The 19,650-nt window shown below is 72.6% G+C and carries 19 protein-coding genes; 6 read left to right on the forward strand and 13 right to left on the reverse strand.

The features are described from left to right. Positions 1–113 precede the first annotated feature (113 nt). Together ACZ5CW_RS20750 and ACZ5CW_RS20755 are read left to right on the forward strand one after the other, a co-directional pair. Positions 114–893: an alpha/beta hydrolase gene (locus tag ACZ5CW_RS20750; RefSeq protein WP_468603341.1), complete on the forward strand. Its 780-nt coding sequence runs from the start codon at positions 114–116 to the stop codon at positions 891–893. Next, entirely contained in the window at positions 886–1,452 is a 567-nt protein-coding gene (locus ACZ5CW_RS20755; protein ID WP_468603343.1) for a hypothetical protein, read from the forward strand. The genes ACZ5CW_RS20750 and ACZ5CW_RS20755 overlap by 8 nt, the downstream gene beginning before the upstream one ends. 44 nt (positions 1,453–1,496) lie before the next feature. Here the strand turns inward: ACZ5CW_RS20755 and ACZ5CW_RS20760 are convergent, their stop codons facing one another. The 6 genes from ACZ5CW_RS20760 to ACZ5CW_RS20785 all read right to left on the reverse strand — a co-directional run bounded on the left by ACZ5CW_RS20760 (position 1,497) and on the right by ACZ5CW_RS20785 (position 6,663). Next, a complete protein-coding gene (locus ACZ5CW_RS20760; RefSeq protein WP_468603345.1) occupies positions 1,497–2,249 on the reverse strand; it encodes an endonuclease/exonuclease/phosphatase family protein in 753 nt (250 codons plus the stop codon). A 149-nt stretch (positions 2,250–2,398) separates the two neighbouring features. Then, positions 2,399–3,352 carry an ROK family glucokinase gene (locus ACZ5CW_RS20765; RefSeq protein ID WP_468603347.1) on the reverse strand — a complete coding sequence of 318 codons (954 nt, stop codon included), beginning with the start codon at positions 3,350–3,352 and terminating at the stop codon, positions 2,399–2,401. A gap of 67 nt (positions 3,353–3,419) precedes the next feature. After that, entirely contained in the window at positions 3,420–3,908 is a 489-nt protein-coding gene (locus tag ACZ5CW_RS20770) for a DUF5304 domain-containing protein (RefSeq protein WP_468603349.1), read from the reverse strand. Positions 3,909–3,965: 57 nt separating this feature from the next. Beyond that, positions 3,966–5,141, reverse strand: a complete 1,176-nt coding sequence (locus ACZ5CW_RS20775; protein WP_468603351.1) for an ArsA family ATPase — start codon at positions 5,139–5,141, stop codon at positions 3,966–3,968. Positions 5,142–5,302: 161 nt separating this feature from the next. Continuing rightward, positions 5,303–5,743 carry an SRPBCC family protein gene (locus tag ACZ5CW_RS20780; protein WP_468603353.1) on the reverse strand — a complete coding sequence of 147 codons (441 nt, stop codon included), beginning with the start codon at positions 5,741–5,743 and terminating at the stop codon, positions 5,303–5,305. Between the two features lie 122 nt (positions 5,744–5,865). Then, a complete protein-coding gene (locus ACZ5CW_RS20785) occupies positions 5,866–6,663 on the reverse strand; it encodes a metallophosphoesterase family protein (protein ID WP_468603355.1) in 798 nt (265 codons plus the stop codon). A gap of 297 nt (positions 6,664–6,960) precedes the next feature. Between ACZ5CW_RS20785 and ACZ5CW_RS20790 the strand changes: the two genes are divergently transcribed. After that, entirely contained in the window at positions 6,961–8,757 is a 1,797-nt protein-coding gene (locus tag ACZ5CW_RS20790; protein WP_468603357.1) for an AMP-dependent synthetase/ligase, read from the forward strand. A gap of 19 nt (positions 8,758–8,776) precedes the next feature. On the opposite strand, the gene ACZ5CW_RS20795 is transcribed toward ACZ5CW_RS20790, so the two are convergent. Then, positions 8,777–10,414 carry a GMC oxidoreductase gene (locus ACZ5CW_RS20795; protein WP_468603359.1) on the reverse strand — a complete coding sequence of 546 codons (1,638 nt, stop codon included), beginning with the start codon at positions 10,412–10,414 and terminating at the stop codon, positions 8,777–8,779. 73 nt (positions 10,415–10,487) lie between these two features. After that, positions 10,488–11,630 carry a glycosyltransferase family 4 protein gene (locus ACZ5CW_RS20800; protein WP_468603361.1) on the reverse strand — a complete coding sequence of 381 codons (1,143 nt, stop codon included), beginning with the start codon at positions 11,628–11,630 and terminating at the stop codon, positions 10,488–10,490. Positions 11,631–11,773: 143 nt separating this feature from the next. Here ACZ5CW_RS20800 and ACZ5CW_RS20805 point away from each other — a divergent pair, with 143 nt between their 5' ends. Next, complete coding sequence (locus tag ACZ5CW_RS20805; RefSeq protein WP_468603363.1) at positions 11,774–13,009, forward strand: glycosyltransferase 87 family protein; 1,236 nt, start codon at positions 11,774–11,776, stop codon at positions 13,007–13,009. Positions 13,010–13,068: 59 nt separating this feature from the next. Here ACZ5CW_RS20805 and ACZ5CW_RS20810 read toward each other — a convergent pair whose 3' ends face one another. The 5 genes from ACZ5CW_RS20810 to ACZ5CW_RS20830 form a co-directional block, all read right to left on the reverse strand. Next, on the reverse strand, positions 13,069–14,256 hold the full coding sequence (locus ACZ5CW_RS20810; protein WP_468603365.1) for a hypothetical protein: 1,188 nt from the start codon (positions 14,254–14,256) through the stop codon (positions 13,069–13,071). A gap of 27 nt (positions 14,257–14,283) precedes the next feature. Beyond that, the gene (locus ACZ5CW_RS20815; protein ID WP_468603367.1) at positions 14,284–15,294 is read right to left on the reverse strand and encodes a C40 family peptidase; all 1,011 of its coding nucleotides are present in this window, start codon (positions 15,292–15,294) and stop codon (positions 14,284–14,286) included. A 238-nt stretch (positions 15,295–15,532) separates the two neighbouring features. Then, entirely contained in the window at positions 15,533–16,573 is a 1,041-nt protein-coding gene (locus ACZ5CW_RS20820; protein ID WP_468603369.1) for a C40 family peptidase, read from the reverse strand. Positions 16,574–16,785: 212 nt separating this feature from the next. Next, positions 16,786–18,129 (reverse strand): NYN domain-containing protein, encoded by a 1,344-nt coding sequence (locus tag ACZ5CW_RS20825; RefSeq protein WP_468603371.1) that lies wholly within the window; start codon positions 18,127–18,129, stop codon positions 16,786–16,788. A gap of 45 nt (positions 18,130–18,174) precedes the next feature. Beyond that, a complete protein-coding gene (locus tag ACZ5CW_RS20830; RefSeq protein ID WP_468603373.1) occupies positions 18,175–18,414 on the reverse strand; it encodes a hypothetical protein in 240 nt (79 codons plus the stop codon). 153 nt (positions 18,415–18,567) lie between these two features. Between ACZ5CW_RS20830 and ACZ5CW_RS20835 the strand changes: the two genes are divergently transcribed. Together ACZ5CW_RS20835 and ACZ5CW_RS20840 are read left to right on the forward strand one after the other, a co-directional pair. Further along, a complete protein-coding gene (locus tag ACZ5CW_RS20835) occupies positions 18,568–19,359 on the forward strand; it encodes a rhomboid family intramembrane serine protease (protein ID WP_468603375.1) in 792 nt (263 codons plus the stop codon). Beyond that, the gene (locus ACZ5CW_RS20840; RefSeq protein WP_353605249.1) at positions 19,356–19,637 is read left to right on the forward strand and encodes an Lrp/AsnC family transcriptional regulator; all 282 of its coding nucleotides are present in this window, start codon (positions 19,356–19,358) and stop codon (positions 19,635–19,637) included. Before ACZ5CW_RS20835 ends, ACZ5CW_RS20840 begins: the two co-directional genes overlap by 4 nt. Positions 19,638–19,650 lie beyond the last annotated feature (13 nt).

The raw sequence follows: 19,650 nt of genomic DNA on the forward strand, positions 1-19,650 counted from the left end.
TGCGGTCGCGTACGGTGAAGCACATCCGCGCGTTTCTTCCCGCCTCTGCCGGTCTCCGGACGAGTTCTGCCGGTCACCGGAGGGGGCCCTGCCAGGAACAGGAGAGTCGAAAGGTGCCGGTTCTCCCCGGAGCCGAGCCGTACCGCCACGAGGGCGGGGAGGTGGGCGTCCTCCTCTGTCACGGCTTCACCGGCTCCCCTCAGTCGCTGCGCCCCTGGGCGGAGCACCACGCGGCCCATGGCCTGACCGTGTCGCTGCCGCTGCTGCCCGGCCACGGCACCCGCTGGGAGGACATGCAGGTCACGGGCTGGCAGGACTGGTACGCGGAGGTGGACCGCGAGCTGCGCCTGCTCTCCGAGCGCTGTTCCCGGGTGTTCGTCGCGGGCCTGTCGATGGGCGGGGCGCTGGCGCTGCGACTGGCCGCCCGGCACGGCGAGCGGGTCTCGGGCGTGGCGGTCGTCAACCCGGCGAACAAGGTGCACGGCCTGTCGGCGTACGCCCTGCCGGTCGCCCGGCATCTCGTACGGACGACGCGGGGCATAGCCAGCGACATCGCGAAGGAGGGCGCGGCGGAGCTGGGATACGACCGGGTGCCCCTGCACGCGGCGCACTCGCTGCGGGTGTTCCTGCGCCGGCTGGACGGCGAGCTGCCCCAGGTCACCCAGCCGTTGCTGCTGCTGCGCAGCGCCCAGGACCATGTCGTGCCGGCGGCGGACTCGGCCCGGGTGCTGAGCCGGGTGTCGTCCACGGACGTGACCGAGCTGGTGCTGGAACACAGCTACCACGTGGCGACGTTGGACGAGGATGCGGACCGGATCTTCGAGGAGAGCCTCGCCTTCATCGGCCGGCTCGCACCCAGTGTCGGCAAGGAAGGGACGGCCGCAGTTGGCTGAGCACGGCTCCGACCGCGAGAACCGCGAGGAGCGCGAACCGGACGAGCAGGGGGTGCCCTTCGACGAGGACGCCGCCTGGCGGGCCATCGTCGCCGGGTACGGCGAGGAACCGGCGGACCCGCCGGGCACCAAGCCCTTCAAGTCGGTGGAGGATCTCGCGCTGCTCGAGAAGGACGCGGAGAGCGACCGCGACGATTCGGCCGATCCGCAGCCGGCCCGGCCGCTGGGCAGCTCGGTCTCGTTCGCGCCCGGGGTCGGCCCGCGCGACTACGCCACGTCCGAGCCGGCCGAGGACGACTTCGACGAGGACGACGAGGGCCACTTCGTACCGCCCGAGCCGCCGCCGCTGCCGGACGCCGACACGACCGCCAAGTTCGCCTGGCTGGGCGTCGTGGGCGGCCCGATCCTGCTGCTGCTCGCGGTGCTGCTCGGCTGGGACATGACCTGGTGGCTGACGACCCTCGGCATCGGCGGCTTCCTCGGCGGCTTCGCGACGCTGGTGGTGCGGATGCGGACGGACGACGAGGACGACGACCCCGGGCGGGGCGCGGTGGTCTGAGGCGCCGGCGCGTCGAGCGCGCCGGCGTGCCGGGGAGCCCGCCCTCAGGCCGCCGGGAGGCGGAGCGCGGCCAGGACCGGGAGGTGGTCGGTGGCCGCGGTCAGATCGGCCGGGGTGAGGCCCGGCAGGTCCAGCGGGACGCCGCAGCCGAGCACGTCGATGCCCTTGGTGGCGAAGACGGCGTCGATGCGCTGGTGGGGGTCGGCCGGGGTGGAGGTGAACTCGCCGCCCCAGGGTGCCGTGGCCCGGCAGTCCTGGAGATTCGCGGCGAGGTGGCGGAAGGTGCGGCCGTCGGGGCGCTCGTTCAGGTCGCCGCCCGCGACGGCGTGCTCCACGCCCAGGCCGGCGAGGCGGTCCAGGAGCATGCCGCCCTGGTCGTGGCGCTCGTCCCGCTGGAGGCTGAGGTGGCAGCTGATGACGCCCAGGCGGATGCCTCCGAAGCGGACCACCGCGGTGGCGAACCCGCGCCGGTGGAGTCCGGGGGTGAGCGGAAGCAGGACGTCCGCGGTGCGCTCCGCCGTCGCCCGCAGACTGCACAGGATCGCCGGTCCCGCCGCGGTGGCTCCGCCGGTGAGGACGACCTGGCCGGAGGCGGCGGCCAGGCGGGCCAGCTTCTTGCGCCAGCGGAAGAAGCGGGGGGCTTCCTGGAGGAGGACCAGGTCGGGGGCGCAGGCGGTGATCACTCTGGCGAGGGCGTCGGTGTCGTCGCGCATCGAGCGGATGTTGTAGCTCAGGACCCTGATGACCGCGGAACCGTCGGGCTCCGTGCGGGAGTTGGGGAGCAGCGGGGTTGCCATGCCGTCAATCTACGCCGCTCGGGAGGTGAGGCGCCGTATGACTCGGGGCGCGGGGTCTCGTGCGCGACCGCCCGTGCGTCGTGGCTTGTCGCGCAGTCCCCCGCGCCCCTGAGGTCGGCCCCGTCACCGCGGCTCGAGCAGTGCAGACGTCACATGACCGGGTCGGGCTCCCGGGCCAGGTCGGCCGCGCCCACCATGCCCGCCTTGTTGCCGAGCTGGGCCGCGATCACGTCGGCGACCGGGCGCCAGTTGCCGCCGACCAGCCAGCGCTTGTAGGACTTGCGGATCGGGTCGAGGACCAGGTCGCCCTCGTCGGAGAGGCCGCCGCCGACGATGAACGCGGACGGGTCGAAGAGGGAGGCCAGGTCGGCGAGGCCCGCGCCGGCCCAGCGGGCCAGCTCCCGGTAGGAGTCCACGGCGACCGGGCAGCCCTGGCGGGCGGCCATGGAGATGTGCTTGCCCTCGATGCCGTCGGGGGTGCCGTCGCCGAGCGCCAGCAGGACCTCGGCACGCTCCGGGGTGGCGTTGGCGCGCTGCTTGGCGTAGCGGACCAGGGCGCGGCCGGAGGCGTACTGCTCCCAGCAGCCCTGCGAGCCGCAGCCGCACAGCAGTCCGTCCGGCACCATCCGGATGTGGCCGAACTCGGCGGCCACGCCGAAGTGGCCGCGGCGCAGCTTGTTGCCGATGATGATGCCGCCGCCGAGGCCGGTGCCGAGCGTGATGCAGATGACGTTGCGGTGGCCCTTGCCGGCGCCGAACTTGTACTCGCCCCAGGCGGCCGCGTTGGCGTCGTTCTCCACCACGACCGGGAGGCCGGTGCGCGCCTCGACCTTCTCCTTCAGCGGCTCGTTGCGCCAGTCGATGTTGGGCGCGAAGTACACCGTGGAGCGCTGCCGGTTGACGTAACCGGCCGCACCGATGCCCACGCCGACGATCTCGTGCCCGGCGCGCGCTCCCTCCACCGCCGAGGCGATGGCGTCCACGATGGCCTCGGGCGTGGTGGGGGTCGGCACCTTGAAGGTCGAGAGGATGTTGCCTTCCTCGTCGACCACGCCGGCCGCGATCTTCGTGCCGCCGATGTCGACGCCGATGGTGAGTCCCATGAATCCCTCAGTTCCGGTCGAGCCCCGCTACGGCCAACCGTACCCGAGGCCCTGCCGTGGGAGGGCTTCAGTCCAGGTCGATGCGTTCGCCCGGGCCGGTGCCCTCGCCCCGGTCGGGACGGTCGGGCCGGTCGTCCTTCAGGTCGGCCGAGCCGGTGGTCCAGCGGCGCTCCTGGTCCTGGACGGCGGAGCGGTAGGCGGCCAGCAGCTCGGTGCCGGCCGCGGCGAGGTGGTCGAACACCTCCGGGTTGCGCTCTATGACGGGCTCCACGGCGGCCTTCGCCTGCTGGACGACCTGCCGCACCACCTGCTGGGCGGCGGGTCCGGCGAGGGCTCCGAGGAGCGGTGACTGGAGGCCGGACAGCTTGTCGGCCACCGTGTCCACGAGCTTCTTCAGTTCCTCGGCGGCCGAGCCGGGCGGCGGGCCGTGCTCGGTGCGGCGGCGGGCCTTCTCGGCGGCGAGGTCCTCGGCACAGGCCGTGGCCCAGGCGTCGGCGTCGGTCGCCCGTGCCTGCGTTTCCTCGTGAGGTCCGGATGCGGGGCGCTCTTCGCTCATGGCGGACTCCTGACTGCGGTTCGCCTCTACGACGTTACCCGAACGCACGTGCCGGGTTCACCGCCCGCCGGCGGGCCACAGGTCGGGGTCGGGAGCGAACCGGATGCGCAGTTCGTCCTCGCGCAGCGCGGCCCCGGCCACGGTGCACCGGCGCAGGGCGGACGGCAGCGGAACGATCCGGCGGAAGGGGCCCGCGGTGATCAGGAGTTCGTCGCCGCGCCGGACCAGGTCCAGCTCGTCCCGTATCGCTCCGGGCAGCGGGATGTGCCAGACCAGCACGCCGTCCTCGGCGATCCGGTCGGCGACGGGCCACTCGACCGGGGCGGGCGCCGGGTTGACGGCCGGCACGTCGAGGGCGCCGAGGTCGTCGGTGCCGTGCGGGTCGCGGCCGAGATGGGGGACGGTGTGGAAGGCGTGCGGCTGCTGCTGCCACTCGGCGAGGGCCTTGGCCTGCTGGGCGAGGAGTCCGGCGAGCCAGGTGTCGCCGCCGGCCTCGGGCAGCACGCGGTTGGCGACCAGGGTCTCGGTGCGCAGACCGCGCAGGGCCAGGCCGAGGGTGGCGGCGCGGACGGCGGCGGCACCGGCCGGTCCGGGTTCGGCGACCAGCCGTACGGCGGTGTTCCGGTCGGTGAGGACGGCCTCGACGGCGGCCAGTTCGACGTCCCAGCGGGCTGCCGTCTCGTACAGCCACTCGGCGGGCATGGGGACGCCGGCGAGCCGGCCGAGGACCGGGCGCAGGGCGCGGGCCGCCTGCCGTTCGGGCGGGAGCAGGCGGCGCAGATAGCGGCGCAGCTCCTCGGGGAGGGCGAGCACGGCGAGCGCCGCCGGGAGGGGCGGAAGGTCGACGACCAGGAGGTCGTAGCGCTCGGAGAGGGCCGCGTCCCGCAGCGCGCGCAGGAACGACAGCTCCTCGGCGCCGGGCAGCGGGGTGACCTCCTCGGCGTCCAGGCGGGCGGCGCCGAGGAGGTCGAGGACGCCCGCGGCGCGGGTCTGGAAGGCGGTGAGGTCCTGGCGGAAGCGGTCGACCGCGTCGGGGCGCCAGGCGGTGAGGTTCTCGGTGACGTCGGTGGGGGTCGGTCCTGTCCCGGTGTCCAGCGCCGTGCCCGGCGTGTCCGTGCGGTCCGCGCTCAGCAGCAGCGTCCGGGTGCCGTCGGCGGCGGCACGCAGTGCGGTCGCGGCGGCGATCGTGGTACGACCGCTGCCGCCGGGGCCCGTGATCAGGATGGTGCGCATGAGGGTGAACGGTAACGGAGACCGGGGTGGTGACGAGCGGGGCCGGGCTGCGCCTGACCGGGGGCGCGGGGCCCTGCTCGACGTGCGGCTCCGCCGCGTGGCGCGACCGGCCACGACGTGCTCGCACCCGGGGCGCCGCGGGCATCCCCGCGGCGAGCCCGCTACCGGTCCGACTCCACCCGCTTCTTCAGGCCCGCCAGGGCGCGGTCGATGATGACCTTCTCGGCCTTGCGCTTGATCATGCCGAGCATGGGGATCTTGACGTCCACCGTGAGCTGGTAGGTGACCTCGGTGGCGCCCGCGCCGGCCGGCTTCAGCAGGTAGGAGCCGTCCAGGGCGCGGAGCATCTGGGACTTGACCAGGGTCCAGGAGACCTCGTGGTCTCCGGTCCAGGTGTAGGCCAGGGTCTGGTCGTCCTTGATGGCGCCGGCGTCCATGACGAGGCGGACCTGTTCGGCACGGCCCTGCTCGTCGGCCGCGAGGACCTCCGCCTCCTTCACCTCGCCGGTCCAGTCCGGGTAGCGGGCGAAGTCGGCGATCACCGCCATGACGTCGGCCGGAGCGGCCTCGATCGTGATGCTCGAACTGGTGTGTTCCGCCATCGCCGTGGCTCCTCCGGATGCGGGACGTATGGAGAGGTCTGTGTGCGCCTGGCTGCGCACGTGTGTGCAGCGTGAAGGCTACCGCGCCGCCGACCTGCCGCCTTCACCGCAGGTCCCGCGGGTCACCATTCGAGCGCCCAGGGTCTGCCGGACCCGGCGAAGTGGCCCACGTTGACGCACTCCGTCGCGCCGATCCGCATGCGGCGCACCAGCGGCTGGTGGACGTGCCCGAACAGGGAATAGCGGGGTCTCGTGCGGCGGATGGCGTCCAGCAGGGCACGGCTGCCCCGCTCGAAGCGGCGCGCGACCGTGTCGTAGACCAGCTCGGGCACCTCCGGCGGGATGTGCGTGCACAGCACGTCGACCTCGCCGACGGCCTCGATCTTCGCCGCGTACTCCTCGTCGCTGATCTCGTAGGGCGTGCGCATCGGGGTGCGCAGGCCGCCGCCGACGAAGCCGAAGGTGCGGCCGCCGATCTCGACGCGCTGGCCGTCGAGGACGGTGGTGCCGGGCCGGGCGTACTCCGGCCACAGCGGCGGCATGTCGACGTTGCCGTAGGTGGCGTACGTCGGGGTGGGGAACGCGGCGAACAGCTCGGCGTACTGCTTGCGCACCGCCTTCTCGACGGCCGCGGCCCGGTCGGTGCCGATGCCGGCCCACAGCCGGGCGCCGAACTCGCGGGCCTCGGTGAAGCGGCGGGCGGTGCGCAGCTCGACGATGCGGTCGGCGTTCTCCTTGCCGAACAGGTCCGGGAAGATCCCGCGCGAGTGGTCGGCGTAGTCGAGGAAGAGCACGAGGTCGCCCAGGCAGATCAGGGCGTCGGCACCCTCCCCTGCCCGGGCCAGGTCGCGGGCGTTGCCGTGCACGTCGCTGACCACATGGACGCGCGTCCTGCGGTCGCCGGAGGGTGTGGAGGCCATGGCGATCAAGCGTAGGCGGCGCGCGGCACCTGTGAACAGTGTGGGTCCGGCCTGCGGTTACTCGCCGGTCGGTCAGGCCGTGGACTACTGTGCGCGAAGGAACGCCAACCTGTGTGACGCAGCGAACATCTCGCCGGGAACCCCTGTCGTAGACGCCATACCGGCGGGTAACGTCCGGGCCGTCCAGTCGTGCTCAGGATTTCAACATGTGAATTCCCGAGCACTTGCCCGAGCCTTGGACCGCTCCGTCGCATCACACAGTGTCGTGGCGCCGGCGCCCTATGAGGAGCAGCAGTCTTGCGCGAGTTCAGCCTTCCGGCTTTGTACGAGGTCCCTGCGGACGGCAATCTGACCGACATCGTCCGCAGAAACGCCGCGCAGCATCCCGACGTCGCCGTCATCGCCCGCAAGGTGGCGGGTGCCTGGCAGGACGTGACGGCCCGGGAGTTCCTGGCCGAGGTGCGCACCGCCGCCAAGGGGCTCATCGCCGCCGGGGTGCAGCCGGGCGACCGGGTGGGCCTGATGTCCCGCACCCGCTACGAGTGGACGCTGCTGGACTTCGCGATCTGGAGCGCGGGCGCGATCACCGTGCCGGTGTACGAGACCAGCTCGCCGGAGCAGGTGCAGTGGATCCTGTCCGACTCGGGCGCGACCGCGTGCATCGTGGAGCTGGACAACCACGCGGCCGCCGTGGAGGCGGTACGCGACTCGCTGCCCGCCCTGAAGAACGTCTGGCAGATCGAGGCCGGCGGTGTGGCGGAGCTGGAGCGGCTCGGACAGGACGTGTCGGACGAGACGGTCGAGGAGCGCAGCTCGCTCGCCAAGGCCGACGACCCGGCGACCATCGTGTACACGAGCGGTACGACCGGACGCCCCAAGGGCTGTGTGCTCACCCACCGCAGCTTCTTCGCCGAGTGCGGCAACATCGTGGAGCGGCTGCGCCCGCTGTTCCGCACCGGTGAGTGCTCGGTCCTGCTCTTCCTCCCGCTCGCCCACGTCTTCGGGCGGCTGGTGCAGGTCGCGCCGATGATGGCGCCGATCAAGCTGGGCTGCGTCCCGGACATCAAGAACCTCACCGACGAGCTGGCCGCGTACCGGCCGACGCTGATCCTCGGTGTCCCGCGGGTCTTCGAGAAGGTCTACAACTCGGCGCGGGCCAAGGCGCAGGCGGACGGCAAGGGCGCGATCTTCGACAAGGCGGCGGACACCGCGATCGCCTACAGCAAGGCGCTGGACAGCCCCTCGGGCCCTTCGATCGGCCTGAAGATCAAGCACAAGGTCTTCGACAAGCTGGTCTACAGCAAGCTGCGCGCGGTCCTCGGCGGCCGGGGCGAGTACGCCATCTCCGGCGGTGCCCCGCTGGGCGAGCGGCTCGGCCACTTCTTCCGGGGCATCGGCTTCACCGTGCTGGAGGGCTACGGCCTGACCGAGTCCTGTGCGGCGACCGCGTTCAACCCGTGGGACCGGCAGAAGATCGGCACGGTCGGCCAGCCGCTGCCGGGCTCGGTGGTGCGGATCGCGGACGACGGCGAGGTGCTGCTGCACGGCGAGCACCTGTTCAAGGAGTACTGGAACAACCCGGGCGCGACCGCGGAGGCGCTGGCGGACGGCTGGTTCCACACCGGTGACATCGGCACCCTCGACGAGGACGGCTACCTCAGGATCACCGGCCGCAAGAAGGAGATCATCGTCACGGCGGGCGGCAAGAACGTGGCGCCGGCCGTGATAGAGGACCGGATCCGGGCGCACGCGCTGGTCGCGGAGTGCATGGTGGTGGGCGACGGACGGCCGTTCGTGGGCGCGCTGGTCACCATCGACGAGGAGTTCCTGGGCCGGTGGGCCTCGGAGCACGGGAAGCCCGCGGGCTCCACCGCGGCGTCGCTGCGTGAGGACCCGGACCTGATCGCTGCGATCCAGGCGGCGGTCGACGACGGCAACGCCGCGGTGTCGAAGGCGGAATCGGTGCGGAAGTTCCGCATTCTGTCCTCCCAGTTCTCGGAGGAGTCGGGCCACCTCACTCCGTCGCTGAAGCTCAAGCGGAACGTGGTGGCGAAGGACTACTCGGGCGAGATCGAGGCGATCTACGCGAAGTAGGAACCTTTCTGACGGTGCGTCATGGCGCGGTGTCCTCGGCGAGGACCCGCGCCATCGTGCGTTCGGCGAGCGCGGTGATGGTGACGAAGGGGTTCACGCCGATGTTGCCGGGCACCAGCGAGCCGTCGGTGACGTACAGCCCCGGGTAGCCCTTCACCCGGCCGTAGTCGTCGGTGGCCTTCCCGAGCACGCAGCCGCCCAGCGGGTGGTACGTGAAGTCGTCCGCGAAGACCTTGCTCGCCGAGCCGAACAGGTCGTACCGGTAGATCGTGAGGTTGGCCAGGTTGATGCGGTCGAACAGCTTCTTGGCCATGCGCACCGACACCGCGCTCTGGGCCGCCGTCCAGCCGAGCCGCACCGCGCCGGAGGCGGAGTCGTAGCGGAAGGACGCCCGCTCGGGGTTCTTGGTGATCGCCAGGTAGAGGCTGATCCAGTGCTCGAAGCCCATGGGCAGCGGGGCGATCTCGGCGAAGACCGGGTTGTCGGCGTTGGCCCAGTCGTCGATGCCCATCACGGGCATGGTGGCCTGGTCGGCGCCGACGGTGTCCCACACGTGGTTGGCGCGGCCGAGCATGGTGTTGCCGTTGGTGCCCCAGCCCGCGCCCACGGAGGAGTTCAGGTCGGGCAGGGTGCCGGTGTCCCGGGCGCGGACGAGGAGTTCGGTGGTGCCGAGACTGCCACCGCCGAGGAACAGGTGCGTGCAGCCGTACGTCCTGGTCTCGACGACCCTGCCGGTGAGGTCGATCCGGTCCGCGGTCAGCAGGTACGACCCGTCGCTCGCCCTGCTGACCGACGTCACCTTCTCCAGGGTCTGGACGGTGACGTTGCCGGTGCCGAGGGCGGCGGCGAGGTAGGTCTTGTCGAGGCTGCGTTTGCCCTGGTTGTTGCCGTAGATGACCTCGCCCGCGAGCGCGGACTTCGGCGCCGTGCCGGCGGCCTCGCGCTGCATGTGCCCGAAGTCGTAGACGTTCGGCACGAAGGTGGTCCGCAGCCCGGCACCGGCGGCGGCCTTGCGGGAGGTCCGGGTGAACCGGTACCAGTCGGTGGACTCGAACCACGCGGGGTCGATGCTGTTGACGCCGAGCATGGCGCGGGCGCGCGGGAAGTACGTGCCGTACATCTCGTCGGTGTCCACGGTCGGGAACTGCTCGGCGAAGTAGGACTTCAGCGGGGTGACCGCCATTCCGCCGTTCACGAGGGAGCCGCCGCCGACGCCTCGGCCGACGTAGACCGACATGGCGTCGTAGTGCACGCGGTCCAGGACCCCGGGGTAGGGGTGGATGGCCTTGTTGACCACGTCCAGCCACAGGAAGGTGGCGAGCGGGGCCTCGGTGCGGGTGCGGAACCACATGGACCGCTGGTCGGGGGCGCCGGTGGAGCAGAACACCTTGCCGTCGCCGCCCGCGGTGTTCCACAGGCGGCCCATCTCCAGGACGAGGGTGCGGATGCCCGCCTGGCCGAGGCGGAGGGCGGCGACCGCGCCGCCGTAGCCGGAGCCGACGACGATGGCGGGGGCGGATTCGACCGCGTCGGGCTCGGCCGCGCGGGCCGACTGCAGTCCGATGCGGGTGAAGCCGAGGGTGGCCGCGGTCTGGAGGGCGGCCATACCGAGAATGTGACGCCTGGTCAGCTGACGCTGCATCAGTTTTGCTGTCATGTTGCGCAGCATGTGCGGATTTTTCGGTTCCGGCTAGGGGCCGCGCATCGGGCGGGGGCGCCTGCCGGGCCCCCTAGAGCAGGTCTTCGAGCTTCTCGGCGAGCAGGTCCCAGCGCCACCTCTCCTCGACCCACTGGCGGCCCCGCTCACCCATCCTGCGGCGCAGCTCCGCGTCGCCGAGGAGGGCGATGATGCGGTCGGCCGCCTCGGCCGGTTCGCCGCCTCGCACCACCCAGCCCGTCTCCCCGTCCAGTACCGCGTCCGGTGCGCCGCCGGAGTCGCCGGCGACGACCGGCAGGCCCGTGGCGGACGCCTCCAGGTAGACGATGCCGAGGCCCTCGACGTCCAGGCCGCCGCGCCGGGTGCGGCACGGCATCGCGAAGACGTCCCCGGCGCCGTGGTGCGCGGGCAGCTCGGACCAGGGCACGGCTCCGGTGAAGCGGACCGAGGCTTCGACGCCCCGCTCGCGGGCCAGCCGGCGCAGGTCCTGCTCGTAGGGGCCGCCGCCCACGACGAGCAGCACGGTGTCCGGCTCGGCGGCGAGGATGCGGGGCATGGCCTCGATGAGGGTGTCCTGGCCCTTGCGCGGCACCAGCCGGGAGACACACACCACGACCGGCCGGTCGGTCAGGCCGAGCCGCGCCCGGACCTCGTCGCCGCCGGAGGCGGGGTGGAAGGTCTTCTCGTCGACCCCGGGCGGCAGCTGCACCATCCGCCCGGCCGCCGCGTCCGTGAGCGCGGTCGCTATCCGGGAGCGGGTGTACTCGCCGAGGTAGGTGATCGTGTCGGTCGACTCCCCGATGCGGCGCAGCAGCTGCCGGGCGGCGGGCAGCTGGGCCCAGCCGGCCTCGTGCCCGTGGGTGGTGGCGACCAGGCGCTCGGCGCCGGCCCTGCGCAGCGCGGGCGCCATCAGGCCGAGCGGCGCGGCCGCCCCGAACCACACCGAGGTGCATCCGTGCTCCCGCAGCAGCCCGACCGCCCGCCGGGTCGCCTGCGGGGTGGGCAGCAGCATGGTCGTACGGTCGCGTACGACGGTGAAGGGCTGCTCGGCGTCGAAGGCGGCCGTGGCCTCGGCGCCCTCCCGGCCGCGCTTCCAGGTGGAGGCGTAGACGACCAGCCGGCCCGGGTCCAGGCGCAGGGCCATGTTGTGCAGGAAGGCCTGGATGCCGCCCGGCCGGGGCGGGAAGTCGTTGGTGACGATCAGGGTCTTGTGCATCGCCGCCGACCCTACCCAATCCGGCCTCCGGGGCCGGGGGCGCGGCGGGGTCGGTGGCACGCGCACAGGGACGCACGACATCATGGGCGCGCGGAATCGAACGTACGGCAATCCGAAGCGGGAATCGAACGACAGGGGAGCACGTGGAGACGAAGGCCGCCCGGCGGTCCCTGGCCCGGCTGCTCGCGACCTGGGGCGTCACCCGTGTGGCGCTGCTGCTGTTCGTCTTCGGGATCCTCGTCTTCCCCGGCCCCGACGTCACCTCCGACGTGTCGGTGATCTACCGCGGCTGGTACGAGGTCCTGCGGCACGGAACGTTTCCCCTGGACGACGTGACCTGGCAGTATCCGCCCGCCGCCGCCCTCCCGATCCTCTCCCCCGCCGCCCTGCCCTTCCTGTCCTACACGCACGCCTTCTTCGTGCTGGCGTTCCTCGCCGACCTCGCCGTGCTGGTCCTGCTGCGGTGTCCGGGCGGGCGGCCGGACCGGTCCGCGCGCGGGGCCTGGGTGTGGGTGGTGGGGGTGCCGCTGCTCGGGCCGACGGTGTACGCCCGCTACGACGTGATGGTGACCGCGGTGGCCGTGGCGGCGCTGCTCGCCGGGGCCGGGCGTCCGCGGGTGATGGGCGCGCTGACGGCCTTCGCGGCGCTGCTGAAGGTCTGGCCCGCGCTGCTGCTGGTCGGGGCCGTGCGGCGGCGGGCGTGGGCGTCGGCGGCGGTGACCGCGGCCGGTCTCGCCGCCCTGTTCGCGGTGTCCATGCCGGGCGCCTTCGCCTTCCTGACCTTCCAGCGGGACCGGGGCACCGAGGTGGAGTCGCTGGGCTCCCTGGTCTTCCATGTGGCCCGGCACTTCGGCTGGCGGGGCGAGGTGCTGCTGAACTACGGATCGATCGAGTTCCTCGGCCCGTACGTGGACGAGGTCAGCGGGGCGGCGCTGGCGCTGACCGGGGCCGCGTTCGGCTGGCTGCTGCTGTGGCGGCTGCGCGCGGCCCGGCACGCGCCGCACACCCTGGCCGACGCGGCCTTCACGGCGGTGCTGCTGTTCACGGTCACCAGCCGCGTGATCAGCCCGCAGTACCTCGTGTGGCTGATCGGGCTGGCCGCCGTCTGCCTGACCCACCGGGCGAGCCGGATGGCGGCGCCGGCGGTGATGGTCGTGCTCGCGTCCTTCGTGACGGTGCTGGAGTTCCCGCTCGGCTTCACGCACGTGGTGGTGAGCGACTGGTACGGCGTGACGCTGCTGGTGCTGCGCAACGGCCTGCTGGCCGCCGCCGCGCTCACGGCGGCCCGCCGGCTGTGGCGCTCGACCGTACCGCCCGCCGTGACCGCCCCGTTCCCGCCGCAGGCCACCCGGACGCAGGAGACCCCGATCTCCTCCTGACGTCCCTCGCGCCGCTGCCGCCACCGGGCGAAAACGGCCGCGTGAGGCGATCGGCGCGCTCAGCCGAGCCGCGTTTCCAGGTACGTCCGCCAGCGCGCGGTGAACTCCTCCGGGGTCGTACCGAGCACCTTCTTCAGCGCCTGCTCGACCGCGCCCGCCCGCTTCCCGTGGTCACCGACGGCCTGGTAGAAGGCGCCGAGCCGGGCCGTGCCCCAGCGGTCGGCGATCATCCGGCAGGCCAGCCAGCCGCCCTCGTAGGCCCGCGCCAGCTCGGTGGGGTCGCTGGTGAAGCCGAAGTCCTTGTCGGCGGGCAGCGCGTCGGGCACCCGGCCGTCCTGGACGGCGCGGGCGAGTTCCGGCGCGATCTGCGCCGGGGTGCGGCCGGTGCCGAGGTAGCCGGTCCAGTCGGCGTAGCCCTCGGAGAGCCACAGCGGGGTGGCGGCGGTGGTGTGCGCGCGGGTGGCCACATGGGTGGTCTCGTGGGTGAGCACGACCTGCTTGCCGATGTCGCCGAGCCCGGAGTACGCCTCCGGGTTGACCACCACCCGGTCCGCGGGTGCCTCGCCCGGACCTCCCGCTTCGCCGGTGGTGACGGCCGCGATGCCCCGGTAGTTCGCGGCGGGCGAGCCGAGCAGGCCCGCCATGCCCGACAGGGACCGCGGCACGAGGACGACGACCCGCCGGCTCCAGCGCGTGCCCCACTCCCGGGAGACGGCCGGCACCGCGCGGTCGGCGAGCCGGGCGAAGGCCCGCAGCTCGGCGGCCGGCTGGCCGGCACCCAGGACCAGGCTGTGCGCGCCCTTGACGGCGGTCACCGTCCCCTGGTCCCACAGCTGCTGCCCGGCCCGCTCGGCGGGCCTGTCGGCGCTCACGTACCACTGTCCGTCGGCGGTGCGGGCGAGGGTCAGGGTGCGGCGGGCGTCGACGGGTGCCCGGTCGTAGCCGGTGACGCGGTAGCGCAGGTCGGCGTCGGCGGTGGCGCCGGCGGAGGTGCGGTGCACACCGGTGACCCGGTAGCTCCAGGAGGCCAGCGGGAGAGCGCGCAGCCGGGTGTACTGGGTGCGGGTACCCGTCGTGCCGTACGCCGTCTCGTCGTGGCCGAGGAGTGCGGCCGCCCGCCGGTCGAGCACCTGCTGCACCTCGGCACGGACGGAGTCGGCCGCCGTCCGCCCGCCGCAGCCGGTCAGCGGCAGCAGCAGACCGAGCCCCACGGCCCCTATGCCCCACGCCCGTCCGCGACCAGCCACTTTACGATCGTACGGCGCCGGGCGCGGTCAGGGCCGGGTGACCGAGGAGACGGGCATCATGCCGACCGGGTCGTAGCGCACCGGCGCTCCCGGGTAGGGAGCGTGAATGACCTGGCCGTTGCCGACGTACATCCCCACATGGCTGGCGTCGGAGCGGTAGACGACCAGGTCGCCGGGGCGGGCCTGGGAGAGCGGGACCTGCCGGCCGGCGAAGCGCTGCTCCTGAGAGGTGCGCGGCAGATGGACGCCGGCGTGCCCGTACGCCCACTGCATCAGGCCCGAACAGTCGAATCCCGAGGGGCCGTTGGCGCCCCACACGTAGGGGCGGCCGAGGGCGGCGCGGGCGGCGGCCACGGCCGCGGCGGCGCGGGCGTCCGGGGCGACGGCACCGGTCAGGTCGGACAGGTCGGCGCGGCTGCCACGGGAAGCGCGGGCGAAGGCGGCGCGGTCGGTGGCGGACAGGGAGTTCAGCAGGCGCCGCGCCGTGGCGAGCCTCTTCTCCACGGTCCGCTTGTGAGTGGCGACGGCCTTGCGGCTCTTCTCCAGCTCGGCGAGCTTCCCGGCGGCCGCCGAGCGCTCCTGGGCCAGCTCGCGCATCGCGGACTGCAACTCCCCGAGCTGGCGGGCCTGCCGGGCACCGATGCGGTCGAGGGTGGCGGCCTTGTCGAGGTACTCGTCGGGGTCGTCGGAGAAGAGCAGGGCGACGGCCGGGTCGATGCCGCCGGAACGGTACTGGGCGCCGGCCACCGAACCCAGCCGCTCGCGCAGGGTGTTGATGCGCTGCTGCTGCCGGGCGATGTGGTCCTGCGCGTCCCGCACCTCGCGGCGCAGCGTGCCCGCCCGCTCCGCGGCCTTGTCGAAGGCCTGGGTCGCCCGCTCGGCCTCCTGGTAGAGCCGGTCCACCTCGGCACGGGTGTCACCGTGCGGGGCCGCGTGCGCCGGTACGGCGCCGAGCGCGGTGACCGCGGCCGACAGCGCGCACAGGGCGGCCGCGCCCCGGTCGAATCCGGACGGTACAAGGCGGCGATGGGACCCCACGGCAGTCCTTCTGCTGGCGGACAGAGACTGCTCCCCCGGCGCGTGGGGACGGGGAAGGCCCCGGCGCCGGGGAAACGCGGCAGACAGTAGCCGTGCGGGCGGGCCCCGGCCAAAGACCTCGAAGTCAACACACGGTGACGCCCCGCCGCTGACGCAGGTCAACGGCGGGGCGTGGAGTCAGTTCCGGTTCACGGGATTCGCCCGTTCGGGCGCCACCCGGTGCGGCTGTCGTGACGGTTCAGACGCGGACACCGAACATGAACGGGCCGCCGATGGTGCTCATGGACTCGTACCGGACGACCGTGCCGGTGCGCGGGGCGTGCAGGACCCGGCCGTTGCCCGCGTACAGGCCCACGTGGTGGATGTCGTTGAAGAAGAAGACCAGGTCGCCGACCTGCAGGTCGCTCTGCGAGTAGATGCGCGTGCCGATGTTGGCCTGCGCCTGCGAGGTCCGGGGTATGGAGACGCCGGCCTGGGCGTAGGCCCAGGAGGTCAGGCCCGAGCAGTCGAAGGACGACGGGCCGGCGGCGCCGTAGACGTACGGCGAGCCGATCTTGCCCTGGGCGGCGGAGAAGGCCGCACCGGCCCAGCCGGAGGCCGGCGGGGTGTCGCCGAGGTCCACGCGCTCGTTGGAGGAGCGGTTGGCGCGCTCCTGCTCGGCGGCGAGGGCCGCCTTCTCCTTGGCGGTCAGGGAGTTCAGGAGCTTCTGCGCCTCGGCGAGCTTGCCCTGGACTTCCTTCTTCCGCTGCTCCAGCTGGGTGCGCGTGGAGGAGAGGTCCTTGAGCTTCTCGGTGGCCTCGGCCCGGTCCTGGGCGAGTTCGCGCTGCTTGTCCTGGATCTTCTTCAGCGCGTCGACCTGCTGGCTGCTCAACTGGTCGAGCGTGGAGGCCTTGTCGAGGTAGTCGTCCGGGTCGGAGGACAGGAAGAGCTGCACCGAGGGGTCGATGCCGCCCGAGCGGTACTGGGCGGTGGCCATCGTGCCCAGGCCGTCGCGGAGCTTGTTCAGATCCTGCTGGCCGCGGGCGACGTTGTCCTGGATGGTGGAGATTTCCTTCTGCAGCTTCTGCTGCTTCTCCTTGGCGCCGTTGTACTTCTCGGTGGCCTGCTCGGCCTGCTCGTAGAGCTTGTCGACCTTCGCCTTCACCTCGTCCTTGCTCAGCTTCTCGCTGGGAGCGGCGTTGGCGGCGTTCGCGCTGAGCGCGACGGCAGCGGCGGCTGCGGTGGTCAGCACGGTGACACGCGTGCGGCTCGGCTGCTTGGGTCGACGGTGGGACGCCACGGAGGACGAACTCCTTCTTGTGAGTGTTCACCCGTTCGGAGGTTCGAGCCCAGACCCTAGTGACCCACTTGTGATCAGTTCAAATCCTCACGGCAAAAAACCCTGCCGCGCAATGCATTCTTTGCACACAACTCACATGCAGTGATGCCGGATTGACACTGTGCTGCGTGACGATACGGCCAATTCGGGCAATACCTATGTCCGTTGGACCTTCAGGACAGTCGCTTGAGAAGCACCGCAGAGGCCACCGGTCGGGCACCGGCCTTCGCGACCCCGTCGGCCACCTCCCGGTCGGTGGAGGCGACGATGACCGGACGGCCCGGCGGCTCCGCGCGCACGAGCTGGCGGATCAGCTCGTCGGCCGTGATGCCCGGCTTGGAGAACAGCACCCGCACCCCGCGCGGCGGCGCGAGCAGCACCGGCGCGGCCAGTTCGGCACCGTCGAAGACGCACGTCACCTCGGCGCCGGTCTGGGCGGCGAGCGCCGAGAGCTGGCCGAGCAGCCGGAGCCGCTGCTTCTCCAGCGGCATCTGGGGATAGCCGGTCTTGGTGACGTTGTAGCCGTCGACCACCAGATGTGCCTGCGGCAGCGCGAGCAACTGGTCCAGGATCGCCGGGTCGTTCTCGGACAGGGCGCGGGCCGCGATGTCCTTCGGGGTCATCCGTCCCGGCTCGACCGCGTCCACCGTCTCGGCGGGGCGCACGGACACCGGGGGCAGGGCGAGTTCCCGCCGCAGCCCCTGGGTCGCGTCCAGCAGGGTGTCGAGCAGCAGCCGCACCCGCATGTCCTCCACGCTGCGGCCCTCGCGGGCGGCCCGCCGGGTGGCCTCCACCGCGGCCTCGGCCTCGCCCAGGCGGGCCTTGAGCCGGCGGGACTCGCTCTCGGCGGCCGACACCTGCGCCTGTGCCTCGGCGCGTACGGCGTCCATCTCGCCCTGCGCCTTGCGCAGGGCCGCCTCGCCCCGCTTGACGTCGCTGAGCGCGGCACGCAGCTTACGGTGAAGCGCTTCCGCTTCCCTCTTCGCCGACTCCAGCTCCGCGCGCAGCCGTTCGGTCTCGGCGCGGGTGTGGTCGCGGGCCTGGGCCAGCTCGGCGCGCAGCCGCTCCAGCTCGGCCCGGCTCTCCTCGTCCGCCCGCTCGGCGTCCGCGCGCTGGGCCTCCTCGCCGGCCGCGGTGACCAGCTTCACCCAGCCCGCCGGGCGCAGTACGTAGGCCGCGGCCGCCACATCGAGCGGGTCCGCGGCCGGGGGCGGGGAGCCGGAGTCGAGGGCGCCGGCGAGTTCCGGCTGCGCCTCTCTGAACTTCTCCCCGATCCGCTGCCGGAACAGCGGATCGGTCTCCAGCGCCGCCGCCATCGCGTTCCCGGCGAACTTCGCCCGGCGATTGGGGGCGAACCGGGCGTACTGCCGCAACTGGGCGGGGAGTTCCGCCACCGTCAGGCCGCCGAAGCCGTCCGAGACGATCTGCACGACCCGCCGGCGCACGCCGTCGGGCAGCGGACGGTCAAGCACCTCAGCGGTGCCGTCGCCCGGCCCCCCGCCTGTGGTCTCCACCATCCGTCACACCCCACTACTTCTTCTGCTTCTTCGCGGCCGCTCCGCTCAGGAGCCGGCGCCCGGCCTGTCCACGAGTTCCACCTGATCCACCGCGTTGCACCAGCGGCAGCGCACCGATTCGATGGTCTCACTGACCACCTCGCGCTCCTCCACCGTCGGCTCGCCCGCCAGGTCGAGGTGGACGTACTCGACGACCTTCGACGAGCGGGTCACGTCGAACCGGGTGAGATTGCCGCACAGGCTGCAGCGCCATCGCGTCGTGGCGGTCGGCAGGGGAACCGTCATCGTGTGGTTCGCTTCCTTCTCGTTCTCGGTCCGCGCCGCCGGCCGACGCGTGTGGCTCGTAACCCTACGGCCTGGCGGGTACTCGCCGCCCGTCCGTCCACGGCGGCGAGGCGGTCTGTCAGCTTGCGTCCCGTTACGTCATGCTCTGTAGTCATGATCAGCACCTGGAGCACGGCGGCCGGCAGGACATTCAGAACGGTCCGGGGGGCCACGGCCCCGGTGACATACGGCCTCATCGCCCTGTGCTGCCTGATCTTCGTCCTCGGCCCGGCCTCCGGTCTCGCCCCGGCGTACGGCTCCGGGGACGCGCTGCTCGCCGCACAGCGGGCGTACTTCCGCCGCTGGGGCGTGGTCCCGGCCGAGCTGTTCGACGGAGTGGTCCGCGAGGCGCTCACCCCGGCCACCGCCCTGTTCGTGCACGGCAGCTGGGTGCATCTGCTCGGCAACATGCTCTTCCTCTTCGTCTTCGGAGCGATGACGGAGGAGCGGATGGGCCGGGTGCACTTCACCCTCTTCTACGCCGGCTGCGGATACCTGGCCCTGCTCGGCTACGCGGCCGCCAACGCCGCCTCCGAGCAGTCGCTGGTGGGCGCCTCCGGGGCGATCTCGGCGGTCCTCGGAGCGTTCCTCTACCTGTTCCCCCGTGCCCGCGTCACCAGTCTTCTGCCGTTCCTGTTCTTCCTGCCACTGCGCTTCCCGGCCTGGGTGGTGCTGCCCTTCTGGGCGGGCCTGCAGTGGCTGGCGGCGGGCCGGGCCTCCGACGGCCCGGGCGTCGCCTATCTCGCGCACCTCGTGGGCTTCGGGCTCGGCTTCGGCTACGCGTGGGTGCGCTACGGCAGCGGGAAGGGCCTGAAGGGGCGCCTCGGGCGGCCGGTGGCGGGAGACGGGAGGACTAGAGTGAACTCCGCACCGGCCCCGGCGTCCGAGGGAGAGAACCAGCCGTGATCACCGCGATCGTCCTCATCAAGACCAGCGTGGACCGGATCCCCGAGATCGCGGAGCAGATCGCCGCGCTGGAGAGCGTCAGCGAGGTCTTCTCGGTCACCGGCACCTACGACCTGATCGCCATGGTCCGGGTCCGGCAGCACGAGGACCTGGCCGAGGTCATCCCCGGCCGGATCAGCAAGATCCCGGGCGTGGAGGGCACCGACACGCACGTCGCGTTCCGCACCTACTCCCAGCACGACCTCGAGGCCGCGTTCGCGATCGGCCTCGACAACTAGGAACGCGCCGCCC

It is taken from the genome of Streptomyces sp. NPDC031379 (assembly GCF_055569615.1).

Excerpts from the sequence above, each read along its gene's own strand:
- ACZ5CW_RS20765 (WP_468603347.1), bottom strand. The coding sequence starts at position 3,352 with ATGGGACTCACCATCGGCGTCGACATCGGCGGCACGAAGATCGCGGCC.
- ACZ5CW_RS20785 (WP_468603355.1), bottom strand. The coding sequence starts at position 6,663 with ATGGCCTCCACACCCTCCGGCGACCGCAGGACGCGCGTCCATGTGGTC.
- ACZ5CW_RS20835 (WP_468603375.1), top strand. The coding sequence starts at position 18,568 with ATGATCAGCACCTGGAGCACGGCGGCCGGCAGGACATTCAGAACGGTC.
- ACZ5CW_RS20800 (WP_468603361.1), bottom strand. The coding sequence starts at position 11,630 with ATGCACAAGACCCTGATCGTCACCAACGACTTCCCGCCCCGGCCGGGC.
- ACZ5CW_RS20780 (WP_468603353.1), bottom strand. The coding sequence starts at position 5,743 with ATGGCGGAACACACCAGTTCGAGCATCACGATCGAGGCCGCTCCGGCC.
- ACZ5CW_RS20830 (WP_468603373.1), bottom strand. The coding sequence starts at position 18,414 with ATGACGGTTCCCCTGCCGACCGCCACGACGCGATGGCGCTGCAGCCTG.
- ACZ5CW_RS20760 (WP_468603345.1), bottom strand. The coding sequence starts at position 2,249 with ATGGCAACCCCGCTGCTCCCCAACTCCCGCACGGAGCCCGACGGTTCC.
- ACZ5CW_RS20775 (WP_468603351.1), bottom strand. The coding sequence starts at position 5,141 with ATGCGCACCATCCTGATCACGGGCCCCGGCGGCAGCGGTCGTACCACG.
- ACZ5CW_RS20825 (WP_468603371.1), bottom strand. The coding sequence starts at position 18,129 with ATGGTGGAGACCACAGGCGGGGGGCCGGGCGACGGCACCGCTGAGGTG.
- ACZ5CW_RS20770 (WP_468603349.1), bottom strand. The coding sequence starts at position 3,908 with ATGAGCGAAGAGCGCCCCGCATCCGGACCTCACGAGGAAACGCAGGCA.
- ACZ5CW_RS20795 (WP_468603359.1), bottom strand. The coding sequence starts at position 10,414 with ATGACAGCAAAACTGATGCAGCGTCAGCTGACCAGGCGTCACATTCTC.